This is a genomic window from Roseovarius sp. A46, from assembly GCF_004126395.1.
In the GTDB taxonomy this organism is placed as follows: domain Bacteria; phylum Pseudomonadota; class Alphaproteobacteria; order Rhodobacterales; family Rhodobacteraceae; genus Roseovarius; species Roseovarius nitratireducens.
In genome coordinates, this window is sequence record NZ_PVWS01000014.1 from 16,488 (window position 1) to 38,909 (window position 22,422).

Consider the following 22,422-nt stretch of genomic DNA (forward strand, 5'->3'; position numbering starts at 1 on the left):
CCTGCCCGTGTGTTGCGTTCGATGTGTTCAATTTACTGAACGTAGTTTCGATGAAATACACAATATGTCAATTGCATTACAGTTAAAAAGGGCGGCGAGGTGTGCCTCGCATCTAGGCAATATTGACAATATTCTAAAATAATGAATAGAATATCAATCGCATTTGCCCGCATGATAACCCCATCATGCCCCAGCCCCAAGGAAACGGATCAGATCATGGTGACCACGACCGCCAAGCCGAAGCCCAAGCGCAAACCGGCCAATCGCAAGCCCGCCGCCGCACCCGCCGCCGCGAAGCAGGCATCCGCCGCTGCACCGGCACCCGCCGCGCCCAAGGTGCCCGAAGCACCCGCCACCGCGCCCGCCACGCCCAGCAACGCCGCGCTGCTCGCCCGCCGCGAGGCCGCCGTCGCCCGCGGCGTCGCCTCTGCCGCACCGATCTTTGCTGACCGTGCCGAGAATGCCGAGCTGTGGGATGTCGAGGGCCGCCGCTACATCGACTTCGCCGGCGGTATCGCAGTGCTCAACACCGGCCACCGTCACCCCGCCGTCATCGCCGCCGCCAAGGCGCAGGAGGACCGCTTTACCCACACCTCCTTCCAGGTTGTTCCCTACGAGCCCTATGTCGCGCTTGCCGAACGGCTCAATGCGCTTGCCCCCGGCGACGCGCCCAAGAAGACGCTGCTCGTCACCACCGGCGCAGAGGCGGTGGAGAACGCGGTCAAGATCGCCCGCACCGCCACCGGCCGCCCCGGCGTGATCGCCTTCAACGGCAGCTATCACGGCCGCACCTTGCTCACCCTCGGCCTGACCGGCAAGGTCACCCCCTACAAGAAGGACGCAGGCCCCTTCCCGGCGGACATCTTCCGCGCGCCGATGCCCGACGCGCGCACCCGTGTCACCGTGGACGATGCGCTCCGCGCGCTCGAAACGCTGTTCCTCACCGACGCCCAGCCCGACCGCGTGGCCGCCATCATCATCGAGCCGGTGCTGGGCGAGGGTGGCTACATCCCCGTGCCCTTCGAGATGCTGCGCGCCCTGCGTGCGATCTGCGACCGCCACGGCATCCTGCTCATCGCCGACGAGATCCAGGCCGGGTTTGGCCGCACCGGGGCATGGTTCGCCATCGAGCATTCCGGCGTTGTGCCGGACCTCATCACCGTCGCCAAGTCGATGGCAGGGGGGTATCCGCTGGCCGGGGTGATCGGCCGCGCCGAGGTGATGGATTCGGTCGCGCCCGGCGGGCTCGGCGGCACCTATGGTGGCAACCCGGTGGCCTGCGCCGCGGCGCTCGCCGCCATCGACGCGCTCGAGGGCGAGGGCCTGCTTGCCCGCGCCACCGCGATGGGCGAGACCTTCCGCACCCGCCTGTCGGAAATCGGTGCGCGCACGGCACCTTACCGGATGTGGGACATCCGCGGCCTCGGCGCGATGCTCGCGGTAGAGTTCGTGACCGATTTCGACACGGCACAGCCCGACGCGGCGCTGGCGAAATCGGTGATCTCCCACGCGCTCGGGCGGGGGCTGATCCTGCTCGGCTGCGGCATGCACGGCAACGCGGTTCGCATCATGGTGCCGCTCACCGCATCGGACGCGCTGATCGAGGAAGGGCTCGACCTCTTCGAAGCCGCGCTCGCCGACGCCATCGCCGCCGAGGGCCACGTGGCCTGAGGCTTCTTCCTGGCCGAAATGCTTCGGGGGGTCCGGGGGCAGCGCCCCCGGTCTCTCCACCCCGCGCGGGCCTCAGTTCAGCCGGCAGAGTGCGCCGCCGCGCAGGATCGAGGTGACATAGGCCCCCTCGGCATCGTCCCGGATGGCATAGCCATAGCCGCGCAGCCGGTGGCGCCATTCGCGCTCGGACACGGCCTTGGCGCGTTCGTCCATGACAAAGGCGTGGAGGTCGTTGGTGCTCTCAAGTCTCATCGTTTCCGTCCCTGATACGGTTTCTCGATGATCCAGCGATATCCCTCCGACATGGCAACAATCGCGCGCGATTGTGGCGCGAGCGCGGAATTCTCGGGGCCAGTCAAACCCGCCATCCCATCGCACGGGGTTGGACACGGGGGCCGCGCCTCGGGGTTAAAGTGCCCGCCAGCCGATATCGCGGCGGCAGAAACCCTCGGGCCAGTTGATCCTGTCCACCAGCGCGTAGGTGCGCTCTGCCGCCTCGCGCAGGCTTGCCCCGCGCGCCGTTGCCGCGAGCACGCGACCCCCGCTCGCCACGAATTGCCCGCCCGCTCGCGCCGTCCCGGCGTGAAACACCTGGTGAAAGCTGTCCTCGGGGCAGTCCTCCAGCCCCCCGATGACGCTGCCCTTGTCGTAGTCGCCCGGATATCCACGCGCGGCCATCACCACCGTCATGGCATGGTCCTCGGCCCAGTTGACCGTGCAATCCGCCAGCCGCCCCTCGGCGGTGGCCTGCATCAGGTCGAGCGCCTGCCCCCCGAGCCGCATCATCAGCGCCTGGCATTCCGGGTCGCCGAAGCGGACGTTGAATTCCACCAGCCGGGGCGCGCCCGCCTCGATCATCAGCCCCACGAACAACACGCCGCTATAGGGCGTGCCGCGCCGGGTCATCTCGGCCAGCACCGGGCGCACGATCTTGTCCAATGCGCGCTGCGTGACCGCGTCGGTCATGACCGGCGCGGGGGAATAGGCCCCCATGCCGCCGGTGTTGGGGCCGGTGTCGCCCTCGCCGACGCGCTTGTGGTCCTGCGCGGTGCCGATGGGTAGTGCCGTCTCACCGTCGCAGAGCACGAAGAAACTCGCCTCCTCGCCGGTCATGAACTCCTCGATCACCACCTCGGCCCCGGCGTCACCAAAGGCGCCGCCGAACATCTCATCCACCGCCTCGAGCGCCTCTGCCTGCGTTTCGGCCACGATCACGCCCTTGCCGGCGGCAAGGCCATCCGCCTTGACCACGATCGGCGCGCCCTGTGCGCGCACGTAGGCGCGGGCGGGTTCGGCCTCGGTGAAATGGGCGTAGGCGGCGGTGGGCGCGCCCGCCGCGTCGCATATCGCCTTGGTAAAGCTCTTGGACGCCTCGAGCCGGGCGGCCTCTTGCGAGGGGCCGAAGACGGCGATCCCCGCCTCGCGCAGCCTGTCGGCCACGCCCGCCGCAAGCGGTGCCTCGGGGCCGACGATGACGAAATCCACCGCCTCTGACTCGCAGAACCCCGCGACCGCGCCACCGTCGAGGATGTCGAGCGCCGCGCATTCGGCGATCTGCGCGATCCCGGCATTGCCCGGTGCGACGATCAGCCGGTCGCATTTGGGATTCTGCAGCGCCGCCCATGCCAGCGCGTGCTCGCGCCCGCCGCCGCCCAGAATGAGGATGTTCATCGCCCGCACCTCCTTGGCCTCGCGTGATCCGCGTTCTAGGGTGGGGCGCAGCCAGACACAAGATGCGCAAGAAAGAGGCGATGGCCATGTCCGATCTCGTCGAGGATGACGGCCCGCGCGGCAACCTGCCGGAACTGTCCGTGTCCGAGATATCGGGCGCGATCAAGCGGGTGATCGAAGGCGAATTCAGCCGCGTCCGCGTGCGCGGCGAGTTGGGCCGCATCGCGCGCCCACGCTCGGGGCATATCTATCTCGATCTCAAGGACGACCGTTCGGTGCTGTCGGGCGTGATCTGGAAAGGGGTGGCCGCGCGCCTCGGCGTGCAGCCCGAGGAGGGGATGGAGGTGGTGGCGACCGGGAGGCTGACCACCTTCGGCGGGCAGTCGCGCTACCAGATGGTGATCGAGGAGATGGTGCCCGCAGGCGCGGGTGCGCTGATGGCGATGCTGGAGAAGCGCAAGAAAGCGCTCGCCGCCGAGGGGCTGTTCGACGCGGGGCGCAAGCGGGCGCTGCCCTACCTGCCGGACGTCATCGGCGTGGTCACTTCGCCCTCGGGCGCGGTGATCCGCGACATCCTGCACCGCCTGCGCGAACGGTTCCCGCGCAAGGTGCTGATCTGGCCCGTCGCCGTGCAGGGAGAACGCTGCGCGTCCGAGGTGGCGCGCGCGATCCGCGGCTTCAACGCGCTCGGGCCCGGCGGGGCGCTGCCCCGGCCCGACCTCATCATCGTGGCGCGCGGCGGCGGGTCCGTCGAGGACCTGTGGGGCTTCAACGACGAGGATGTGGTGCGCGCGGCAGCCGAGAGCGCGATCCCGCTGATTTCCGCCGTCGGGCATGAGACAGATACCACGCTCATCGACTACGCCTCCGACAAGCGCGCGCCGACGCCCACGGCAGCGGCGGAACTCGCCGTGCCGGTGCGGCGCGACCTGCTGGCCTGGCTGGAGGGGCAGGGCGCGCGGCTTGTGCATGCGCAGGGGCAGGCGGTCGGGCTGCGCGAACAGCGGCTGCGCGACCTCGCGCGCGCGCTGCCCCGGCCCGAAACGCTGATCGAGGGGGCGCGGCAGCGGCTCGATACCTGGGGCGAGCGGCTGCCCGCGGCGCTCATCGCGTCGGTGCAGATGCGCCGGGTGCGCCTGTCCGAAGGGGCGGGGGCGCTGCGCCCGTCCCTCCTGCGCCGCGCGGTGGCGAGCGAGCGGCGGCGGCTGGCGAACACCGCGGCGCGGCTCAACACCGGCGCGTTGGAGCGCGAGACCGGGCAGAAACGGCGCGATCTCGATCGGCTGTCGCAGCGCCTCGCCGAAGCGGGCAGGCGCGAGGTGGCCGCGCGCCGCGACCGGCTTGGCGCGCTCGACCGGCTGCGCGAGACGTTGGGCTATCGCGCGACCCTGGCGCGCGGCTACGCGGTGGTGCGCGGCGACGGCGCGCTGGTAACGACGCGGGTCGCGGCGGCCGAGGCGCGGGCGCTGGAGATCGAGTTCGCCGATGGCAAGCTGGACGTGGGCGACGCGCCCGCGCCGCGCAAGCCGTCCAAGCCCAAGGCGCCGCCGAAAGGGCAGGGGAGCCTGTTCTGACCGCCCGCATCGGGCATGCCGGAGGCGTGTCTTCAGCGTGACCCGCCCATCTCTCTATGGGTCTGGTGGTCTTATGAAGGTGGCGGCGAGCCATTCGCCGTCCGACCGGTCCGGTTCTGCCCCATCCCCCGTTCCAGCGCCGGGTAGCGCCGCCAAAGCGTGACCCCGCGTGCCACGAAGCTGAAAAGCAGCGCCGCCCATAGCCCGTGATTGCCGAAGGCGGGCACCAGAACGGCCACGGCCAGCGCATAGAGGGCGAGGCTTAGCGCCATCATGTTGCGCATGTCCCCGGTGCGTGTCGCGCCGATGAACACCCCGTCGAGCATGAAGGGCGCGAGCCCCAGTAACGGCGCGGCCACCGCGTAGGGCAGGAACACGCGGGCGTCGGCGCGCACCTCGGGCGCGGTAGTCATCAGGTCGATCACCGCGCCGCCAAACAGCGCATATACCGACGCGATACCGACGCAGATCGCCAGCGCCCACAGGCTCGCCAGCACCGCCCCGCGCCTGAGCACAGCGATGCTGCGCGCGCCATAGGCCTGCCCGACGATGGCCTCGGCGGCGAAGGCAAAGCCGTCGAGCGCATGCGCGGTTACGTTGAGAAACTGCATCAACACCTGGTTGGCCGCCAACGTCGCGTCGCCGAACCCCGCGCCGAGAAACAGGAACGACACGAAGATCGCCTGCAACATCAGCGAGCGCAGCAGGATATCGCCGTTGACCGCCGCCATCACCCGCAGCCGCGCCGGATCGAACACCCGCGGCCAGTCGCGCCAGGCGGGCACGCCAAAGGCATCGCGGCAGAACCACAGGCCCAGCGCCAACCCGCCCCATTCGGCGATCACCGTGGCGCGCGCCACGCCCTCGACTCCCCAGCCGAGCCCCAGCACGAACCAGAGATCGAGGCCCACGTTGACGCCGTTCATCAGCACCTGAATGGCCAGCACAGCGCGGGTGCGTTCCTGTGCGATGAGCCAGCCGGTCATGCCGAAGATCGCGATCATCGCAGGCGCCGACCAGACGCGGATTGCCATGTAGGAGAGCGCCAGCCCCTCTACCTCGTCACTCGCAGGCGCGACGAGGAACGCGGCCGCAAAGAGCGGCCTCTGCAGCGCGATCACCGCGGCGCCCCCCGCCAGCCCGATCATCAGTGCGCGCGTCAAGAGCGCCGCCACCTCGCCCACCTGTCCCGCGCCGCGCGCCTGGCTGGTCAGGCCCGTGGTGCCCATCCTGAGAAACCCGAACACCCAGTAGATCGCGGTCAGGATCACGGCGCCGAGGCCAACTGCCCCAATCGGTGCCGCCTCGCCCAATTGCCCCACCACGCCGGTATCCACCGCGCCGAGGATAGGCACCGTGGCGTTGGAGATCACGATGGGAATGGCGATTTTCAGGACGCGGGCATGGGTGACCGCGCAGGCGGTCTCAGTCATCGCGGCGCGGCATCAGGAAATGGCCCGTCGCCTGCGCGATGGGGCGAGAACGATTGTCCTGCCATGCCTCTACCCGGACACTGGCATAGCGCCGCCCCGAGCGGTTGACCTGCGCGCGCGCATAGGCATCGCGCGGCAGCCCCGAACGCAGGTAGTCGACGGTGAAATCTATTGTCTTGGGCAGGCGCGGCAGGCGGCCACCGGCCAGCGTCTCGGGGTCGACCGCGCCGCTCTCTATCTCTTCCCACAGCATCGACCAGCTCAGCCCGATGATTGCCGTGATCTCGAGAAACGCCGCCGTCGCCCCGCCATGCAGGGCGGGCAGGAGCGGGTTGCCGATGAGCTTTTCGTCGAACGGCATGACCGCGGTCAGTTCGTCCCCGCGCCGTTCGAATTCGACGCCGAGGAAGCGGATATAAGGCACGCCGTCCACCAGCGCCTTGAGCGCGGCGTCGCGGCGCTGCTTGACCACCTGCACCGGTTCGGGTTGGGGCCGCGCCATCACGCGCCCTCCACGGTAAAGGTGCCTGTGGCGGTGGCCACGGGGCGGTCCGCGTCGTCATCCATCGCGCGGGCGCGCACGAAGGCCACGGAGCGGGTGACGTGATAGCATTCCGCCTCGGCGCGGATCGCCTGCCCCGGCACGGCAGGGCGCATGTAGTCGATGCGCAGATCAATGGTGGCAGTGCCGCCGGGCGAGGAGGGATGGCTCATCGCCGCCGCCCCACAGCAGGTGTCCATCAGCGCCGAGACCGCGCCGCCATGAATCACCCCCGTCTCCGGGTCGCCGACGAGGCGCGCGTCGTAATCCATCTCGATCCGCGCCGTGCCCCGGCCCATCGTGATCAGGCGCATGCCCAGCGCGCGCGCGTGCGGCAGGGCCTCCATGAAGTCGCGGACCGGATTGGTATCGCTCATCTCGCCTCTCCGCGGTGGTGCAGGCCGCATCGGACCGTGGGCCACGTTATTCGATCTTGACGGGGCCGCTTCAACCCCCTAATTCCGCAATTGATAATTACTCGCAACAAAAGGATCTCCGCGATGAGCATGGACAGCACCACCTGCGACGCCCCCACCACGCCCCGGTTCGGACAGCCGCTGCGTCCGGGGCGGCTGCTCGTGGCGCTGATGCTTCTGGCGTTCGCGCTGATGCCGGGCGCGTTCGGCACGGTCACGCGCGAGATGATGGTAGACGCATATGTGCAGGTCTCGGCCTTCGTCGCCGCGACCCTGCTGCTGTTCTACGGGTCCGAGCGGATCTTTCGGTTCAACATCGGTACGGTGCTGAGTACGGCGCGCGGGGCGCAGGTGCCGCTGGCCGCGCTGATGGGGGCGACGCCGGGCTGCGGTGGGGCGGTCGTCGTGGTTGCCGCCTACAGTTCCGGGCATGTGACTTTCGGCGCGGTGGTCGCGACCCTGACCGCGACGATGGGCGACGCGGCCTTCCTGCTGATCGCTACGCGGCCCGAGGTCGCCGCGGTGGTCCTGCCGCTATCCTTTGCAGTGGGGATCGTGTCGGGCTGGCTCATCGATGGGCTGCGGCTCGCCCCGATCACCGCGCGCCGCGCGGAAACCGGCGACCTCGTCCCCCTCATCGGACGGCTTCGGCGCCGCGATCTGGCGTTCCTGGCGGTCGCGGTGCCGGGGCTGGTCATGGGCGTCACGCAACTCACCGGGGCCGAGATCGGTGCCGTCTTCGGCGACCGCATGGTCGCGGCCGTGGGGCTTACCGGCACCGCCGTCGGCCTTGCCATTTGGGCCGCCTCGTCGCTGACAGCGATGACCAACAGCGGCGACGCGCCGGTCACGCGCATGGCAGAGGAAACCTCGTTCATCTCGGTCTGGGTGATCGGTGCCTACCTGGCCTATGAATACCTCGCCGCCTTTGGCGGGCTCGACCTCGAGGCCATGTTTGCCACGGTCGCGCCGCTCTTGCCGCTGATCGGTGTGCTCATCGGATTCGTGCCCGGTTGCGGGCCGCAGGTGTTGGTGACGACGCTCTACATCAACGGGCTGATCCCGTTCTCTGCGCTCATGGGCAACGCCATCTCCAACGACGGAGACGCGCTGTTCCCGGCCATCGCGATCGACCCGCGCGCGGCGGTGCTGGCGACGGCCTATTCCGCGGTGCCGGCGCTTATCGTAGCCTATGGCTTTTTCTTCCTCGCGCCGGGCTTTCTCAACTGACGACGGCATTGACGCCGCGCGTGACAGGCATAAGCTCGGGGCCTGGAACGGGGGAGCGAGCACATGGCGGAGACGCGGCTGTCCTTCAAGGAAATGTGCGCGAAGTTCGACGTGACACCGCGCACCCTGCGCTATTACGAGTATATCGAGCTGTTGCAGCCCGAGCGCGAGGGGCGCGCGCGCTGGTATGGGCCGCGCGAATGCGCGCGCATGACGCTGATCCTGCGCGGCCGGAAATTCGGCTTCGCGCTCGAGGAGATCCGGCAATGGTTGCTCATCTACGAAAAGGAAGGCACTGAGCCCCAGATGCGTCAGTGGATCGAGTTGGCCGACCGCCAGCTTGCCGAGCTGGCGGAACAGCGCCGCCAGATCGATGAGGCGATGGACGAACTCACGGCGCTGCGCGACGAGACCGCGGCCAGCCTCGGGTGATGCGTGGCTAAGAAAATTGCCGTGCTGCGAAATTGACCTTGCTTAATCTTACGTCAAAAAAAAGTGACGTGACGTATCAGTTACGTAAAGCGGCACGCCTGTTGTAACGGTGGGACCGGAGGCGCAGATTGTCGGTGGACGATGCGCAAGAGGCCCCGCCATGATCGATGACGTAATGACAATCCGGCAGATGTGCGATGCGTTCGACGTAACGCCACGCACCCTGCGATTCTACGAATCCAAGGAGCTGCTGTCGCCTGTCCGGCAGGGCCAGCGGCGGTTCTTTACCCGGCGCGACCGTGCCCGGCTCAAGCTCATCCTGCGGGGCAAGCGCTTTGGCTTCAGCCTCGAGGATATGCGCCAGTTGCTCGATCTCTACGACCGGGGCGATCAGCAATACACGCAGATCGCCGCCGCCTACGAGGTCGCGCGCGAGCGGCTTGCCGACATGGAACGCCAGCGCGCCGAGCTCGACACCGCAATCGCCGAGCTGCGCGAACAGATGACATGGGGCGAGCGGATGCTTGCCTCGCTAAAGGACAACCGCGACGCCGCCGAGTGACACCGGCCCGGCCATTACTTCTTGGGAGAGACAACCAGATGCCAAGCTACACCGCACCCACCCGCGACATGCAATTCATCCTGCATGACGTGCTGAACGTGTCGCAGCAGGACATTCCGGGTTATGCCGAGCTTGAGCCCGACTTCACCAGCGCGGTGCTGGAAGAGGCGGGCAAGATTTCCTCCGAGGTGCTCGCGCCGCTAAACCCGGTCGGTGATGCCGAGGGATGCGTGCTGGAAAACGGCGTGGTGCGGACGCCCAAGGGCTTCAAGGCGGCCTTCGACCAGGTGCGCGAGGGTGGCTGGCCCGCGCTCGACCTGCCCGAGGAATATGGCGGGCAGAACATGCCCTATATCCTCGGAACGGCGGTGGGCGAGATGTTTTCGGCCGCCAACCAGGCCTTCACCATGTATCACGGCCTCACCCACGGCGCGGCCTCGGCGATCCTCGCGCATGGCTCGGACCAACAAAAGACCACCTACCTGCCGAAAATGGCCAGTTGCGACTGGACCGGCACGATGAACCTGACCGAGCCGCATTGCGGCACCGATCTGGGCATGATGCGCACCAAGGCCGAACCGCAGGAAGATGGCAGCTACAAGGTGACGGGTCAGAAGATATTCATCTCGTCGGGCGAGCATGACATGGCCGACAACATCATCCACCTGGTGCTGGCCAAGATCCCCGGCGGGCCCGAGGGGATCAAGGGCGTGTCGCTCTTCATCGTGCCCAAGTTCCTCGTGAACGAGGATGGCAGCCTCGGCGACCGCAACGGTGTCTCCTGCGGCAAGATCGAGGAAAAGATGGGGATTCACGGCAATTCCACCTGCGTGATGAACTATGACGGCGCGACGGGCTACTTGCTGGGCGAGAAACACAAGGGCATGCGCGCCATGTTCACCATGATGAACGAGGCCCGGATCGGTGTCGGCATGCAGGGGCTCGCGCAGGCAGAGGTCGCCTACCAGAACGCGCTCGCCTATGCCAAGGACCGGCTTCAGGGTCGCGCGGTGACCGGCACGGAAAACCCCGAGGGGCCCGCCGACCCGCTGATCGTACACCCCGATATTCGCCGTTCGCTGATGGACCAGAAGAGCTTCATCGAGGGCGCGCGCGCCTTTATGCTCTGGGGCGCGGAACTCATCGACCGCTCGCATCGCGGCGAGGACGAGGCCGCCGAGGGGCTCATTTCTCTGATGACCCCCGTCATCAAAGGGTTTCTGACCGACGAGGGCTACGACATGACCGTGCTGGCACAGCAGGTCTATGGCGGGCACGGCTATATCGAGGAATGGGGCATGTCGCAATTCACCCGCGACGCCCGCATCGCGATGATCTACGAGGGGGCCAATGGCGTGCAGGCGCTCGACTTGGTCGGGCGCAAGCTGACCTCCGATAGCGGCAAGCACGTCATGGCCTTCTTTGACATGGTCAAGAGTTTCCTCAAGGAGAACGAGGGCGACGAGGCGCTGAAAAAGGAGTTCCTCGACCCGCTCAAGGCCGCGTCCAAGGACCTTCAGGCTTCGGCGATGTTCTTCATGCAGAACGGCGTGAAGAACCCCAACGCGGCGCTGTCCGGATCATATGATTTCATGCATCTCTTTGGCCATGTCTGCCTCGGGCTGATGTGGGCGCGTATGGCCAAGGCGGCGCATGCGGCACTGGATGCTGGTACGTCCGACGAGGCGTTCTACCGCACCAAGCTGGCCACGGGCCGCTTCTACATGAAGCGCCGCCTGCCCGCGACCGCGCTGCACCTGGCGCGCATCGAGAGCGGTGCGGAGCCGGTGATGGAGCTTGACGCCGAGGCGTTCTGATAACGGGGTGGGGTGGCACCCGCCCTGCAGGGAGGAGGAACAGATGCCGAAACGCTTTCGCCTCACCCGCCGCTTCAACGCGGCGATGACCGAGGACGGCTATCGCCGGTTACGAAAATTCGCGGCCGAGGCGGGGTTGGACGAGGGCGAAGCGCTGTCCTTCCTCTTCGAGAATTTCGACAGCGTGATCGACGAGGACACGTTCGCGCACCGGCTGCGCATATTCAATTCGGAGCTTGAGGCGCGCAAACGCTGAGCGAGGGAAAGGGAGGTCCGGCGATGACATGGATGACGGACGAGCATCACATGCTCACCGAGATGACGGCGAAATTCATCAACGATGAATGGCGCCCGCATTTCGAGCGCTGGCGCAAGGCGGGCATCATGGACCGAGAGACCTGGCAACAGGCGGGCGAGCTGGGCTTGCTCTGCCCCTCCATCCCCGAGGAATACGGCGGCGCGGGCGGCGATTTCGGGCACGAGGCTGTGATCTGCATCGAGCAGAGCCGCGCCAACCTCGCAAGTTGGGGCAACCCGATCCATTCCGGCATCGTCGCGCATTACATCCTTGCCTACGGCTCCGAGGAGCAGAAACGGAAATGGCTGCCGAAAATGGTCTCGGGAGAGATGGTCGGCGCGCTCGCCATGACCGAGCCCGCCGCCGGATCGGACGTGCAGGGGATCAAGACCCGCGCCGTGCGCGACGGCAACGCTTACCGCCTCTCGGGGCAAAAGACCTTCATCACCAACGGGCAGCACGCCAACCTCATCATCGTCGCGGCCAAGACCGACCCGAAGGAGGGCGCAAAGGGCATCTCGCTTATCGTGGTCGAGACCGACGGCGCGACAGGTTTCGCGCGCGGGCGCAACCTCGAAAAGGTGGGGCTGCACGCGGGCGACACGTCCGAGCTGTTCTTCGACAACGTCGAAATACCGCCCGAGAACATCCTTGGGCAGGAAGAGGGACGCGGCTTTTACCAGATGATGGAGCAACTGCCGCAGGAGCGCCTCATCATCGCTTGCGGCGCGCAGGGTGCAATGGAAGGCGCGGTCGAGCGCACGATTTCATACTGCAAGGAGCGTCAGGCGTTCGGCGGCCCAATCCTGCAATTTCAGAACACCCGCTTCAAGCTGGCCGAATGCCAGACGAAAACCGCCGTCTGCCGTGCTTTCATGGATGAATGCATCACTGAGCACATGCGCGGAGAACTGAGCGTCGAAAAGGCCGCGATGGCGAAATACTGGCTGACGGATGCGCAGGGCGAGGTGCTGGACGAATGCCTGCAACTGCATGGCGGCTATGGCTATATGCAGGAATACGACATTGCCGAGATGTGGGCCGATGCCCGCGTGCAGCGTATCTATGGCGGTACCAACGAGATCATGAAAGAGCTGATCGCGAGGGCGCTGTGATGATCGGGGCCGTGGCGCATATGGCCGAGAGCGGATGCCTCCGGCGGGGATATTTGGGGCAAGATGAAGGAGCGAAGGTCCACCCTGCCGCGCGCGCGGGCCATTTGGCATCAGGCGCGACGACAGGGCTTCACCTTGCACGTCCATCGGCTTCCCAGCCTGTAACGCGAGACCATCAAACCGCATCAACGCTAATCAATGATGAACAACTCCAAACTTCATCTTGCGAAAAATATCCAAGTCCAACACCCCCACAGGGAGCCACGCCATGACCATCAAACTCCACTGCTTCGGCGAGAGCGGCAACGCCTACAAGGCGGCGCTGGCGCTGGAGCTTTCCGGCCTCAACTGGGAACCGGTCTTCGTCAATTTCTTTGGCGGCGAGACGCGCGGCGAGGATTTCCGTGAAATCAACGTAATGGGCGAGGTGCCGGTGCTGGTGGACGGGGACACCACCTTGACGCAATCGGGTGTCATACAGATGTACATAACGGAAAAGACTGGAAAATTCGGCGGCGCGACGCCGCAGGAGGCGCGCGAGGTGATGCGCTGGATGTTCTGGGACAATCACAAGCTTAGCTCGCAGGCAGGGATGACGCGGTTTCTCATGAACTTCCTGCCCGAGGAGAAACGCCCCCAAGAGGTGATCGGCTTCATGCAGGGCCGGCTCAAGGCAGCCTATAGCGCCCTCGACGCGCACCTGAGTGGCCGCGACTGGATCGTGGGCGCGGCACCCACCAATGCCGATCTGAGCTGCTGCGGCTACCTCTTCTACCCGGAACCTTTCGGCTTTGTTCGCGAGGACTGGCCCGAAATCGACCGGTGGCTCTCGAATATAGAGGGCCTGCCGGGTTGGAAACACCCCTATGACCTGATGCCCGGCAGCCCCGCTGACCGCGCCTGACAAAGGAGACGGAGATGACAGACGCCTATATCTACGATGCCGTGCGCTCACCCCGCGGCAAGGGGCGCAAGGATGGCGCCCTGCACGAGGTGACGAGCGCCCGCCTCTCGGCGCATGTGCTCAACGCGCTGAAGGAGCGCAATGGCTTCGACGGCCACGCCGTCGAGGACGTGATCTGGGGCAATGCCACGCAGGTTATGGAGCAGGGCGGCTGTCTTGCGCGCACCGCCGTGCTGGCCTCCGAATTGGATGAGCGCATCCCTGGCCTGTCGATCAACCGCTTCTGTGCGAGCGGCATGGAGGCCGTGAACCTCGCCGCCAACCAGGTGCGCGCAGGCGCCGGTGACGGCTACATAGCGGGCGGGGTCGAGATGATGGGCCGGGTCGCCATGGGCAGCGATGGGGCGGCTATCGCCGTCGATCCGAGCATCGCCATGAAGACCTATTTCGTGCCGCAGGGCATCTCGGCCGACATCATCGCCACCGAATACGGCTTCTCGCGCGACGATGCCGACGCGCTCGCCGTGGAATCGCAACGCCGTGCTGCCGAGGCGTGGGACGACCGGCGCTTCGACCGGTCGATCATCGAGATCAGGGACCAGAACGGCCTGTCGATCCTCGACCATGACGAGCACATGCGCCCGGGCACCGACATGCAGTCGCTCGGCGGGCTCAAGCCCAGCTTCAAGGAGATGGGCGAGGTGATGCCGGGCTTCGATGCCGTGGCCAAGCTGAAATACCCCCATCTCGAGGCGATCAACCACATCCACCACGCCGGGAACTCGTCCGGCATCGTCGATGGCTCGGCAGGTGTGCTCGTGGGCAGCAAGGCATTCGGCGAGAAATGGGGCCTCACCCCCCGCGCCCGCATCCGCCAGACCACCAAGATCGGCACCGATCCGACGATCATGCTGACCGGCCCGGTGCCCGCCACCGAAAAGGCGCTGAAAGATAGCGGCATGGCAATCTCGGATATCGACCTGTTCGAGGTCAACGAGGCGTTCTCCTCGGTGGTCTTGCGCTTCATGCAGGCCTTCGACGTCGATCATTCTCGCGTCAACGTCAACGGCGGGGCCATCGCCATGGGCCACCCGCTCGGCGCCACCGGCGCGATCATCATCGGCACGCTTCTGGATGAGCTGGAGCGCAGCGGCAAGGGCACCGGGCTCGCCACGCTCTGCGTCGCGTCGGGCATGGGTGCCGCCACGATCATCGAGCGCGTGTAAGGGGAGACGAAAGACATGACCGATTTCACCATGGACAAAGGCGCCGACGGCGTTGCGATCATCACCTGGGACGTGCCCGGGAAATCCATGAACGTCATGACGATGGAGGCCTGGCCGCAGCTTGAGGCCCTCATCGACGACGCGCTCGCCGATACGTCCGTCAAGGGCATCGTCATCACCTCTGGCAAGGAGGGAAGTTTCGCCGGGGGCATGGATCTCAACGTCATCGCCCGGATGAAGGAAATGGCGGGCGACGATCCGGCCAAGGGGCTCTTTGACGGGCTGATGAACATGCATTCGATCCTGCGCAAGATCGAACGCGCGGGCATGGATGACAAGAACAAGGGCGGCAAACCCATTGCCGCCGCACTTCCCGGCACGGCGCTCGGCATCGGGCTGGAAATTCCGCTCGCCTGCCACCGCATTTTCGCCGCTGACAACGGATCGGCCAAGATCGGCCTGCCGGAGATCATGGTCGGCATCTTCCCCGGCGCCGGTGGCACCACGCGGCTCGCACGCAAGATGGGCGCGATGGCCGCTTCGCCGCTCCTGCTCGAGGGAAAGCTCAACGATCCGAAAAAGGCCAAGTCCGTCGGAGTGGTGGACGAGGTCGTGCCCGCCGACGAGCTGCTCGACAAGGCCCGCGAATGGGTGCTGTCGAACCCGTCCATCGTCAAGCCGTGGGACGAGAAGGGCTACAAGATGCCCGGCGGCGCACCCTACCACCCAGCAGGATTCATGACGTTCGTCGGTGCCTCCGCGATGGTCAACGGCAAGACCCAAGGGGCCTTTCCCGCCGCCAAGGCGCTGCTCTCTGCCGTCTACGAGGGCGCGCTCGTGCCGTTTGACACCGCGCTGAAGATCGAGGCGCGCTGGTTCACCCATGTGTTGATGGACCCGAGTTCCAGCGCCATGATCCGCTCGCTCTTCATCAACAAGGAGGCGCTGGAGAAGGGCGCAAACCGCCCCGACGCCCCTGACCAGCGCGTGAAGAAACTTGGTGTACTCGGCGCGGGCATGATGGGCGCGGGCATCACGCTCGTCTCGGCGCAAGCCGGGATGGAGGTCGTGCTCATCGACCAAAGCCAGGAGGCGGCTGACCGCGGCAAATCCTACACCGCCGATTACATGGACAAGGGCATCAAGCGCGGCAAGGCCACCGAGGACAAGAAGGCCGAGATGCTGGGCCGCATCACCGCCACCACCGATTACGGCGCGCTCAAGGGCTGTGACCTGATCATCGAGGCGGTGTTCGAGGACCCGGGCATCAAGGCCGAGGCCACGAAGAAGGCGCTCGCGGAGGTGGACGAAAACTGCATCTTCGCCACCAACACCTCGACCCTGCCGATCACTGATCTGGCAAGGGCCAGCGATAAACCGCAGGATTTCATCGGCATCCATTTCTTCTCTCCGGTGGAGAAGATGTACCTCGTCGAGATCATCAAGGGGCAGCAGACCGGCCCGCGCGCTGTCGCCAAGGCGCTCGACTACGTCCGGCAAATCCGCAAGACGCCCATCGTGGTCAATGACGCGCGGTTCTTCTACTGCAACCGCTGCATCATCCCCTACATCAACGAGGGTATCCGCATGCTGGCCGAGGGCGTGGCGCCTGCGCTCATCGATAACGCGGCGCGGCAGTTGGGCTTTCCGGTCGGGCCGCTGCAACTGGTCGACGAGACCTCGATCGACCTCGGCGCAAAGATCGCACGGGCGACCAGGGCGGCGATGGGTGACGACTATCCCGACGAGGCCGTGGACGAGGTGATCTTCTGGATGGAGGGCGAGGGACGGCTTGGCCGCAAGGCCAATGCCGGCTTCTTCGACTATGACGAGAAGGGTAAGCGGCAGGGCTATTGGCCGGGCCTCGTCGAGAAATACCCCCGCGCCGTGGAACAGCCTGATCTCATCGAGGTGCAGCACCGCCTGATGTTCGCGCAGGTGCTCGAGGCGGTGCGCGCGTTCGAGGATGGCGTACTCGAGGATATCCGCGAGGGTGACGTGGGCGCAATCCTTGCCTGGGGGTTCGCCCCGTGGTCGGGCGGACCCTTCTCTTGGCTCGACATCATTGGCACGCCCTATGCGGCCGAGCGCTGCGACCAACTGACCGCCAGATTCGGCCCCCGCTTCACCACGCCCGCGCTGTTGCGCGAGATGGCCGACAAGGGGCAGGGCTTCTACGCTCGCTTCGGGCAAGAGGCACAGGCGGCCTGAGCCATAGGGCCCTGCGCCGTACCTATCGGGTACGGCGCAGGGTCAGCGGCGCGCAGAAACGCGCGGGGCCTCGTGGTCGCGGCTCTCCTGCGCGGCAAGGAACGCGTCGGCCTCTTCGGTGTCGAGATGGCGGATCATGCGCCCCCCGATCACCGAGCGCAGGCCGTCATCCTCGGCAGCGGGGTCCAGCACGCGGATGGATGGAGGGCACTGGATCCACGCTCCACCAGCGACCAGCACGTATTCCTCGGCGGCAAAGATCGGCCGGATCAAACCTGCGCCCTTGGGTGGGTCCGCAGGCGTGATGCCGCGAAACCCGATCAGATCACCCCCCCGGATGGTGACATGCCCCGTCCCGAGATGCGGGCGCAGGCCGGGATCGTGCATCAGCACGCGCATATCCTGTTGCAGCAGGAACGCCTCGCGATTGCCCAGCGCGTGCGGCGGCACCGCGAGCGGATGCACCACCGCGGGGCAATCCACCGGGTCGAGCCAGATGTTTTCGCGCGTCACCTCCTCGGGCTGCTTCCGTCCCTTGGGGAATATGTGCAGGTGATCGTGGCGATCAATCTGCTCAGCCTTCCGCCAGCCGCCGCGCACGCGCAGCGCCGTGCCCTCGACAAGGCCGGAGGCCCCGCAGTGCGCGCATCCGGTCTCGGTCAGTCGTCGAGTGCAAACATGACGGGAAAACGGGAACACGATGCGATCCTCTCGATCGGTTTACACTCCCCCATAACGCGAATTATACGCATATAGCTTTCGGAAAACAAGAAAATCCTGCCCAGCGCACGCCTGTCGGCGCAATATTGGCTTTGCGCCTCGCGCCATCCCGGTCTCGCGCGCCCCCGGCGAAGCGTCGGTCACAGCTGCACGAAGCTGTCCCGAAGCGCGTCATACTGCTCGAGTTTGCCGGAGCCGATATCGTGCCACAACCCGTGCAGCGACAGGGAGCCACTGGCGACTCGCTCGGACACGAAGGGAAAGCTCATCAGGTTCTCGAGCGACACCACCACCGTCTGTCGCTCCAGCGCGTCGAGCTGTGCCGCCTCGTCGTCCACGTCCTTAACGCGCTCATAGCCCGGTCGCAGGATTTCCAGCCAACGCCCTACAAAGCTGGTCTTCTGCTCGAGTTCGGGCGCTTGGCCAGAGCACATCTTCTGGCACCCCTTGGCACCGCCGCAGGCGGAATGGCCGATCACGAGGATATGCGCCACCTTCAGCGCGGTGACCGCGAATTCCACCGCCGCCGAGGTGCCGTGCTGTCCGCCATCCGTCTCGTAGGGCGGAACGAGATTGGCAATGTTGCGATGAATGAAGAACTCGCCCTGATCGGCACCGAAGATCGAGGTGACGTGGACGCGGCTGTCGCAGCACGAGATAACCATCGCGCGCGGGTGCTGCCCTTGCTCGGCAAGGTGACGGTACCAGGCCTGGTTCTCGGCATAGCCCGTGGCGCGCCAACCGTGATAGCGCTGCACCAGGTAGGACGGCAGGGGGCGCACATGATCCATGATCGTCTCCAGAGCGGCGGGGCCTGCCCCGATTAAACGGTATTTTCACGGAATTCGAGAGAGAATTGTTCCGCCCGGAAACCATTTGAGAACCGTTGCGCCGCATCCTGCATCCGTCCGTGGGGGCGCGGTAGATCGATGATCGGGTGAGACAGTGGAACAGGTGACGGCCTTGCAACCGGCAGAACGGGTGCGCCTCGACGCTGACCGTCTCGAGGCGCTTTACATGCAACTTGGCACACGCGGGGCAGAGGACGTGGTCTGCCGCGCTCTGGAAGAGATCGCTGCGCGGCTTGCGCGCGCCGAGCGAGACTTTCGTGCCGCGCGCTTCGCCGCGATGCGCAAGGGCTGCCGCGGTCTCGTCGGCATGGCCGAGGAGGTAGGCATGCCGCTGATGGCGCGGGTGGCCCGCGACGTGACCGTCTGCATCGACGCGGGCGACGGCACTGCGCTCGGCGCGACATTTGCCCGCCTGTTGCGCATCGCCGAACAGTCACTTTGCGAGATATGGGACATGCAGGACGGGGCGTTCTGAGGCTGCGCATGCGACCGTCGCGGCGGGGCTTGCAGGCGGCGCAATCCCCGCTAGGCTGCGGCTGAACCCCTGTCCCGGAGACTGCCGATGCCCCTTACCTTTGCCGATCCCGGCACCCAAGCCATCCCGCTGCATGTTATCACCGAGGACGCGCTCGAGACATGGCTCGCGGCACAGCCCGAGGCAACTGCACACTGGCTGCGCGCCACCGGGTTCACTGCCGCGCTTGGCCAGGCGGCACCGGTTCCCGACGGCGCGGGCGGCATCGCTCTCGCGGTGGCGGGCTACGGCACAGAGGCCGCCCGCGCGCGAGGGCGCTTTCACCTCGCCGCCGCCGCGACCGCGCTGCCCGAGGGCACTTACCGCATCGAGGGCCTGCCGCAAGAGGCGACGGAGGTAGAGGCGCTCGGCTGGCTGTTGGCGCATTACGCCTTCGACCGCTACCGCGAGCAGGGTTCCGCGAAAGCGCGCCTCGTCGCCCCCGAGGGCGTGGATGCCGCCCGGCTCGAGGTGATCGCCGCGGGCGAGGCGCTGACCCGCGACCTCGTCAACACCCCCGCCGCCGACATGGGCCCCGATGCGCTCGAGACCGCCTGCACCGATCTTGCGGCTCGCTTTGGTGCCCGCGTCGAGGTGGTCTGCGGCGGCGACCTGATCGCGCAAAACTTCCCGATGATCCACGCGGTCGGGCGCGCCGCGGCACAGGCCCCCCGCCTCATCGACATGCGCTGGGGCGACGCGGGGCCCGCGCTTACCCTCGTCGGCAAGGGCGTGTGCTTCGACACCGGCGGGCTCAACCTCAAGCCCGGTAGCAGCATGGGGCTGATGAAGAAGGACATGGGCGGCGCGGCTACAGTGCTGGGGGTCGCGCAAATGATCATGACGCTTGGCCTGCCCCTGCGGCTGCGCGTTCTGATCCCTGCGGTGGAAAATGCCGTCAGCGCCACGGCCTTTCGCCCCGGCGACATTCTGACCGCGCGCAATGGCCTGACCGTGGAGGTGAACAACACCGATGCCGAGGGGCGGCTGGTGCTCGCCGATGCGCTGGCGCTTGGGGCCGAGGAGGCCCCCGACCTGATGGTCTCGATGGCCACGCTCACCGGCGCGGCGCGAGTGGCCGTCGGCCCTGATCTCGCGCCCTACTTCACCGACGATTCGCGGCTTGCTGCCGCGCTCGATAGGGCGGCGGAAAAGGTTGCCGACCCGGTCTGGCGCATGCCCTTCCACGCCCCCTACGAGGCGATGATCGAGCCGGGGATTGCCGATCTCGACAACGCACCTTCGGGCGGTATGGCGGGCTCGATCACCGCCGCGCTGTTCCTGCGCCGCTTCGCGGGCGGCCTGCCCTATACCCATTTCGACATCTACGCATGGCAGCCCAAGCCCGCGCCCGCCCGGCCCAAGGGCGGTGTCGGCATGGGCGCGCGCGCGCTGCTCGAGGCGCTGCCCGAGGTCCTGGGACTATGAGCGAGACGCGCCTCATAGGCTGGCCGCTGGTCGATCTGTGCCGCGCGCCGAACGGTCCGCGCGACCGGCAGCTTTTGATGGGCGAGGCGGTCGCTGTGCGGGGGCACCGCGATGGCTGGGCCGAGGTCACGGCGCAGCGCGACGGCTATCCCGGTTTCGTGCCGGATGCTGCCCTGACCGGAGGGCGGATGACGCACTGGGTCTGCGCGCGCGCCACCCATCTCTACCCCGCCCCGGATTTCAAAAGCCGCGAGCGCGCGATGCTCAGCCTCGGCACGCGGCTGGAAGTGCGCGGCGAGACGGACCGCTTTGCCAAGACGCCACATGGGTATGCCCCGCGCGCGCATCTCGCCCCGCTGGATGTGCCCGAGACCGATCCCGTCGCGGTGGCCGAGCGGCTCTTGGGCACGCCCTATCTCTGGGGCGGTAATTCCGCCCTTGGCATCGATTGCTCGGGGCTGGTGCAGGTGGCTTGCCTCGCCTGCGCCCTGCCTTGCCCCGGTGACAGCGCCGAGCAGGAGGTCGCGCTCGGATACCCGCTGTCCGAGGACGCCCCCCTGCAACGCGGCGACCTGCTGTTCTGGCGCGGCCATGTTGCCTGGGTCGTGGACCCTGACACGTTGATCCACGCCAACGTCCATCACATGGCCGTGGCATACGAGCCGCTGCCTGACGCCATCGCCCGCATCGAGGCACAAGGCGACGGCCCGGTGACCGCGCGCAAACGGCTCAAGGCTGCGGCGTAGGCCGCCGCTCCAGGTGACGCTCGCGCAGGAACACGAACAGTCCCGAGGCCACGATAAGCACGATCCCCGCCACGCTTAGCCCGTCAGGCAGATCGCCGAAGATGTAGAAACCCAACACCGTGGCGCTGACGATTTCCAGGTATTGCAACGGTGCCAGCAGCGAGGCGGGTGCCAGCGACAGCGCGAAGCTCAGGCAGACGTGGCTCAGCGTTGCCACCACACCCAGCGCCACCAGCAGGCGCAGCATGTCGGGCGTCGGCCAGCTTGCATCGAGCGGGGCAAAACCGCTGCCCTTGAAGACCCAAAGAAGCGGCGCGGCCAGCGCCAGCGCCGCGAGCCCGGTATAGACCTGAAGTGTGATCGGGTGCATCCGCGTGGCCATCTGCCGCGTCAGGATCATGTAGAAGGCGAAACAAAGCGCCGTCACCAGCGGCAGGAACGCCACCGCCCCTACCTCCTGAAACGACGGCTGGATGATGAGCAGCGCGCCCGCGAACCCCACGCCGCAGGCGATGTAGCGGCGCGGGCCGATGGGCTCGCCCAGAAGCAGGCCGCCCAGCAGCGTCAGGATGAACGGCTCGACGAAGAAGATGGCAATCGCATCGGCAATCGGCATGAAGCGCAGCGCGGTGAAGAAAAAGGCCGTGGCCACCAGCAAGAGCGCGCCGCGGAGAAGGTGGAGCCCGATCTCGCGTCGCCCGGGTCGATGCAGCCAACCGAAGGTCATCGCCACGGGCAGGAGCAGACCCGCCTGGAACAGGAACCGCGTGGCCGCCACCAGCCCCACGGCGACCGCCCCGCCGATGAGCTTGGCGAAACTGTCCTGGAGCGGAGCCAGAACGCAGAACCCGATCATCAGAAGGATGCCCAGCGACATCCGGCCCGCGTTGTCCATCATGCACCCTCCCCCGGAGTGCCCACCTTCACGAAAATCGTCTGGTTGTCAAAGCCAAGGGCGCACGGGCGGTTGGGGGCAGGTTCGACCTCTGGATGGACGCATTGGCCTGGCATCATTGCGCGGCTACCCACAGGGTGCTCAAGGGGCCGCTTCAGTCCGATTGC

22 protein-coding genes are annotated in these 22,422 nt (G+C 66.7%); 14 read left to right on the forward strand and 8 right to left on the reverse strand.

Features of this window, described 5'->3' with window-relative positions:
* Window positions 1-216 precede the first annotated feature (216 nt).
* Window positions 217-1,671: a 4-aminobutyrate--2-oxoglutarate transaminase gene (gene gabT, locus C6W92_RS09065; protein ID WP_129432667.1), complete on the forward strand. Its 1,455-nt coding sequence runs from the start codon at window positions 217-219 to the stop codon at window positions 1,669-1,671.
* Window positions 1,672-1,743: 72 nt separating this feature from the next.
* On the opposite strand, the gene C6W92_RS09070 is transcribed toward gabT, so the two are convergent.
* Both C6W92_RS09070 and purD read right to left on the reverse strand, forming a co-directional pair.
* Window positions 1,744-1,923 carry a hypothetical protein gene (locus C6W92_RS09070; protein ID WP_129432668.1) on the reverse strand — a complete coding sequence of 60 codons (180 nt, stop codon included), beginning with the start codon at window positions 1,921-1,923 and terminating at the stop codon, window positions 1,744-1,746.
* A gap of 156 nt (window positions 1,924-2,079) precedes the next feature.
* On the reverse strand, window positions 2,080-3,342 hold the full coding sequence (gene purD / locus C6W92_RS09075) for a phosphoribosylamine--glycine ligase (protein ID WP_129432669.1): 1,263 nt from the start codon (window positions 3,340-3,342) through the stop codon (window positions 2,080-2,082).
* 86 nt (window positions 3,343-3,428) lie between these two features.
* On the opposite strand from purD, the gene xseA reads away from it, so the two are divergent.
* Window positions 3,429-4,916 carry an exodeoxyribonuclease VII large subunit gene (gene xseA, locus C6W92_RS09080; RefSeq protein WP_129432735.1) on the forward strand — a complete coding sequence of 496 codons (1,488 nt, stop codon included), beginning with the start codon at window positions 3,429-3,431 and terminating at the stop codon, window positions 4,914-4,916.
* A gap of 71 nt (window positions 4,917-4,987) precedes the next feature.
* Here xseA and C6W92_RS09085 read toward each other — a convergent pair whose 3' ends face one another.
* From C6W92_RS09085 to C6W92_RS09095, 3 genes are read right to left on the reverse strand one after another with little or no spacing between them, the layout of a single operon-like run.
* Window positions 4,988-6,349, reverse strand: coding sequence for an MATE family efflux transporter (locus tag C6W92_RS09085; RefSeq protein WP_129432670.1), 1,362 nt, complete (start codon window positions 6,347-6,349; stop codon window positions 4,988-4,990).
* Window positions 6,342-6,851: a PaaI family thioesterase gene (locus C6W92_RS09090; protein ID WP_129432671.1), complete on the reverse strand. Its 510-nt coding sequence runs from the start codon at window positions 6,849-6,851 to the stop codon at window positions 6,342-6,344. Before C6W92_RS09090 ends, C6W92_RS09085 begins: the two co-directional genes overlap by 8 nt.
* The gene (locus tag C6W92_RS09095) at window positions 6,851-7,267 is read right to left on the reverse strand and encodes a PaaI family thioesterase (protein ID WP_129432672.1); all 417 of its coding nucleotides are present in this window, start codon (window positions 7,265-7,267) and stop codon (window positions 6,851-6,853) included. Before C6W92_RS09095 ends, C6W92_RS09090 begins: the two co-directional genes overlap by 1 nt.
* A gap of 123 nt (window positions 7,268-7,390) precedes the next feature.
* Here C6W92_RS09095 and C6W92_RS09100 point away from each other — a divergent pair, with 123 nt between their 5' ends.
* From C6W92_RS09100 to C6W92_RS09140, 9 genes are all read left to right on the forward strand, one after another.
* A complete protein-coding gene (locus C6W92_RS09100; RefSeq protein WP_129432673.1) occupies window positions 7,391-8,536 on the forward strand; it encodes a putative manganese transporter in 1,146 nt (381 codons plus the stop codon).
* A gap of 63 nt (window positions 8,537-8,599) precedes the next feature.
* Window positions 8,600-8,968: a MerR family DNA-binding transcriptional regulator gene (locus C6W92_RS09105; protein ID WP_129432674.1), complete on the forward strand. Its 369-nt coding sequence runs from the start codon at window positions 8,600-8,602 to the stop codon at window positions 8,966-8,968.
* Between the two features lie 160 nt (window positions 8,969-9,128).
* The gene (locus C6W92_RS09110; protein ID WP_129432675.1) at window positions 9,129-9,530 is read left to right on the forward strand and encodes a MerR family DNA-binding transcriptional regulator; all 402 of its coding nucleotides are present in this window, start codon (window positions 9,129-9,131) and stop codon (window positions 9,528-9,530) included.
* A gap of 38 nt (window positions 9,531-9,568) precedes the next feature.
* A complete protein-coding gene (locus tag C6W92_RS09115; protein ID WP_129432676.1) occupies window positions 9,569-11,347 on the forward strand; it encodes an acyl-CoA dehydrogenase C-terminal domain-containing protein in 1,779 nt (592 codons plus the stop codon).
* A 43-nt stretch (window positions 11,348-11,390) separates the two neighbouring features.
* The gene (locus C6W92_RS09120; protein ID WP_104019774.1) at window positions 11,391-11,603 is read left to right on the forward strand and encodes a hypothetical protein; all 213 of its coding nucleotides are present in this window, start codon (window positions 11,391-11,393) and stop codon (window positions 11,601-11,603) included.
* A gap of 23 nt (window positions 11,604-11,626) precedes the next feature.
* Window positions 11,627-12,760, forward strand: a complete 1,134-nt coding sequence (locus tag C6W92_RS09125) for an acyl-CoA dehydrogenase family protein (RefSeq protein WP_129432677.1) — start codon at window positions 11,627-11,629, stop codon at window positions 12,758-12,760.
* Between the two features lie 268 nt (window positions 12,761-13,028).
* Entirely contained in the window at window positions 13,029-13,664 is a 636-nt protein-coding gene (locus C6W92_RS09130) for a glutathione S-transferase (RefSeq protein WP_129432678.1), read from the forward strand.
* A gap of 14 nt (window positions 13,665-13,678) precedes the next feature.
* Window positions 13,679-14,890 (forward strand): acetyl-CoA C-acetyltransferase, encoded by a 1,212-nt coding sequence (locus C6W92_RS09135; RefSeq protein ID WP_129432679.1) that lies wholly within the window; start codon window positions 13,679-13,681, stop codon window positions 14,888-14,890.
* A 15-nt stretch (window positions 14,891-14,905) separates the two neighbouring features.
* A complete protein-coding gene (locus C6W92_RS09140; protein ID WP_129432680.1) occupies window positions 14,906-17,101 on the forward strand; it encodes a 3-hydroxyacyl-CoA dehydrogenase NAD-binding domain-containing protein in 2,196 nt (731 codons plus the stop codon).
* A 42-nt stretch (window positions 17,102-17,143) separates the two neighbouring features.
* On the opposite strand, the gene C6W92_RS09145 is transcribed toward C6W92_RS09140, so the two are convergent.
* Both C6W92_RS09145 and C6W92_RS09150 read right to left on the reverse strand, forming a co-directional pair.
* Window positions 17,144-17,800: a hypothetical protein gene (locus C6W92_RS09145; protein WP_129432681.1), complete on the reverse strand. Its 657-nt coding sequence runs from the start codon at window positions 17,798-17,800 to the stop codon at window positions 17,144-17,146.
* 161 nt (window positions 17,801-17,961) lie between these two features.
* Window positions 17,962-18,612, reverse strand: coding sequence for a carbonic anhydrase (locus tag C6W92_RS09150; protein ID WP_129432682.1), 651 nt, complete (start codon window positions 18,610-18,612; stop codon window positions 17,962-17,964).
* A 190-nt stretch (window positions 18,613-18,802) separates the two neighbouring features.
* On the opposite strand from C6W92_RS09150, the gene C6W92_RS09155 reads away from it, so the two are divergent.
* The 3 genes from C6W92_RS09155 to C6W92_RS09165 all read left to right on the forward strand — a co-directional run bounded on the left by C6W92_RS09155 (window position 18,803) and on the right by C6W92_RS09165 (window position 21,360).
* The gene (locus tag C6W92_RS09155; protein ID WP_241691113.1) at window positions 18,803-19,147 is read left to right on the forward strand and encodes a hypothetical protein; all 345 of its coding nucleotides are present in this window, start codon (window positions 18,803-18,805) and stop codon (window positions 19,145-19,147) included.
* 87 nt (window positions 19,148-19,234) lie between these two features.
* Window positions 19,235-20,614, forward strand: coding sequence for a leucyl aminopeptidase family protein (locus tag C6W92_RS09160; protein ID WP_129432684.1), 1,380 nt, complete (start codon window positions 19,235-19,237; stop codon window positions 20,612-20,614).
* On the forward strand, window positions 20,611-21,360 hold the full coding sequence (locus tag C6W92_RS09165; protein WP_129432685.1) for an NlpC/P60 family protein: 750 nt from the start codon (window positions 20,611-20,613) through the stop codon (window positions 21,358-21,360). Before C6W92_RS09160 ends, C6W92_RS09165 begins: the two co-directional genes overlap by 4 nt.
* Here the strand turns inward: C6W92_RS09165 and C6W92_RS09170 are convergent.
* Window positions 21,344-22,258, reverse strand: coding sequence for a DMT family transporter (locus C6W92_RS09170; RefSeq protein ID WP_129432686.1), 915 nt, complete (start codon window positions 22,256-22,258; stop codon window positions 21,344-21,346). The two genes, C6W92_RS09165 and C6W92_RS09170, sit on opposite strands and share 17 nt — an antisense overlap.
* Between the last annotated feature and the right edge of the window lie 164 nt (window positions 22,259-22,422).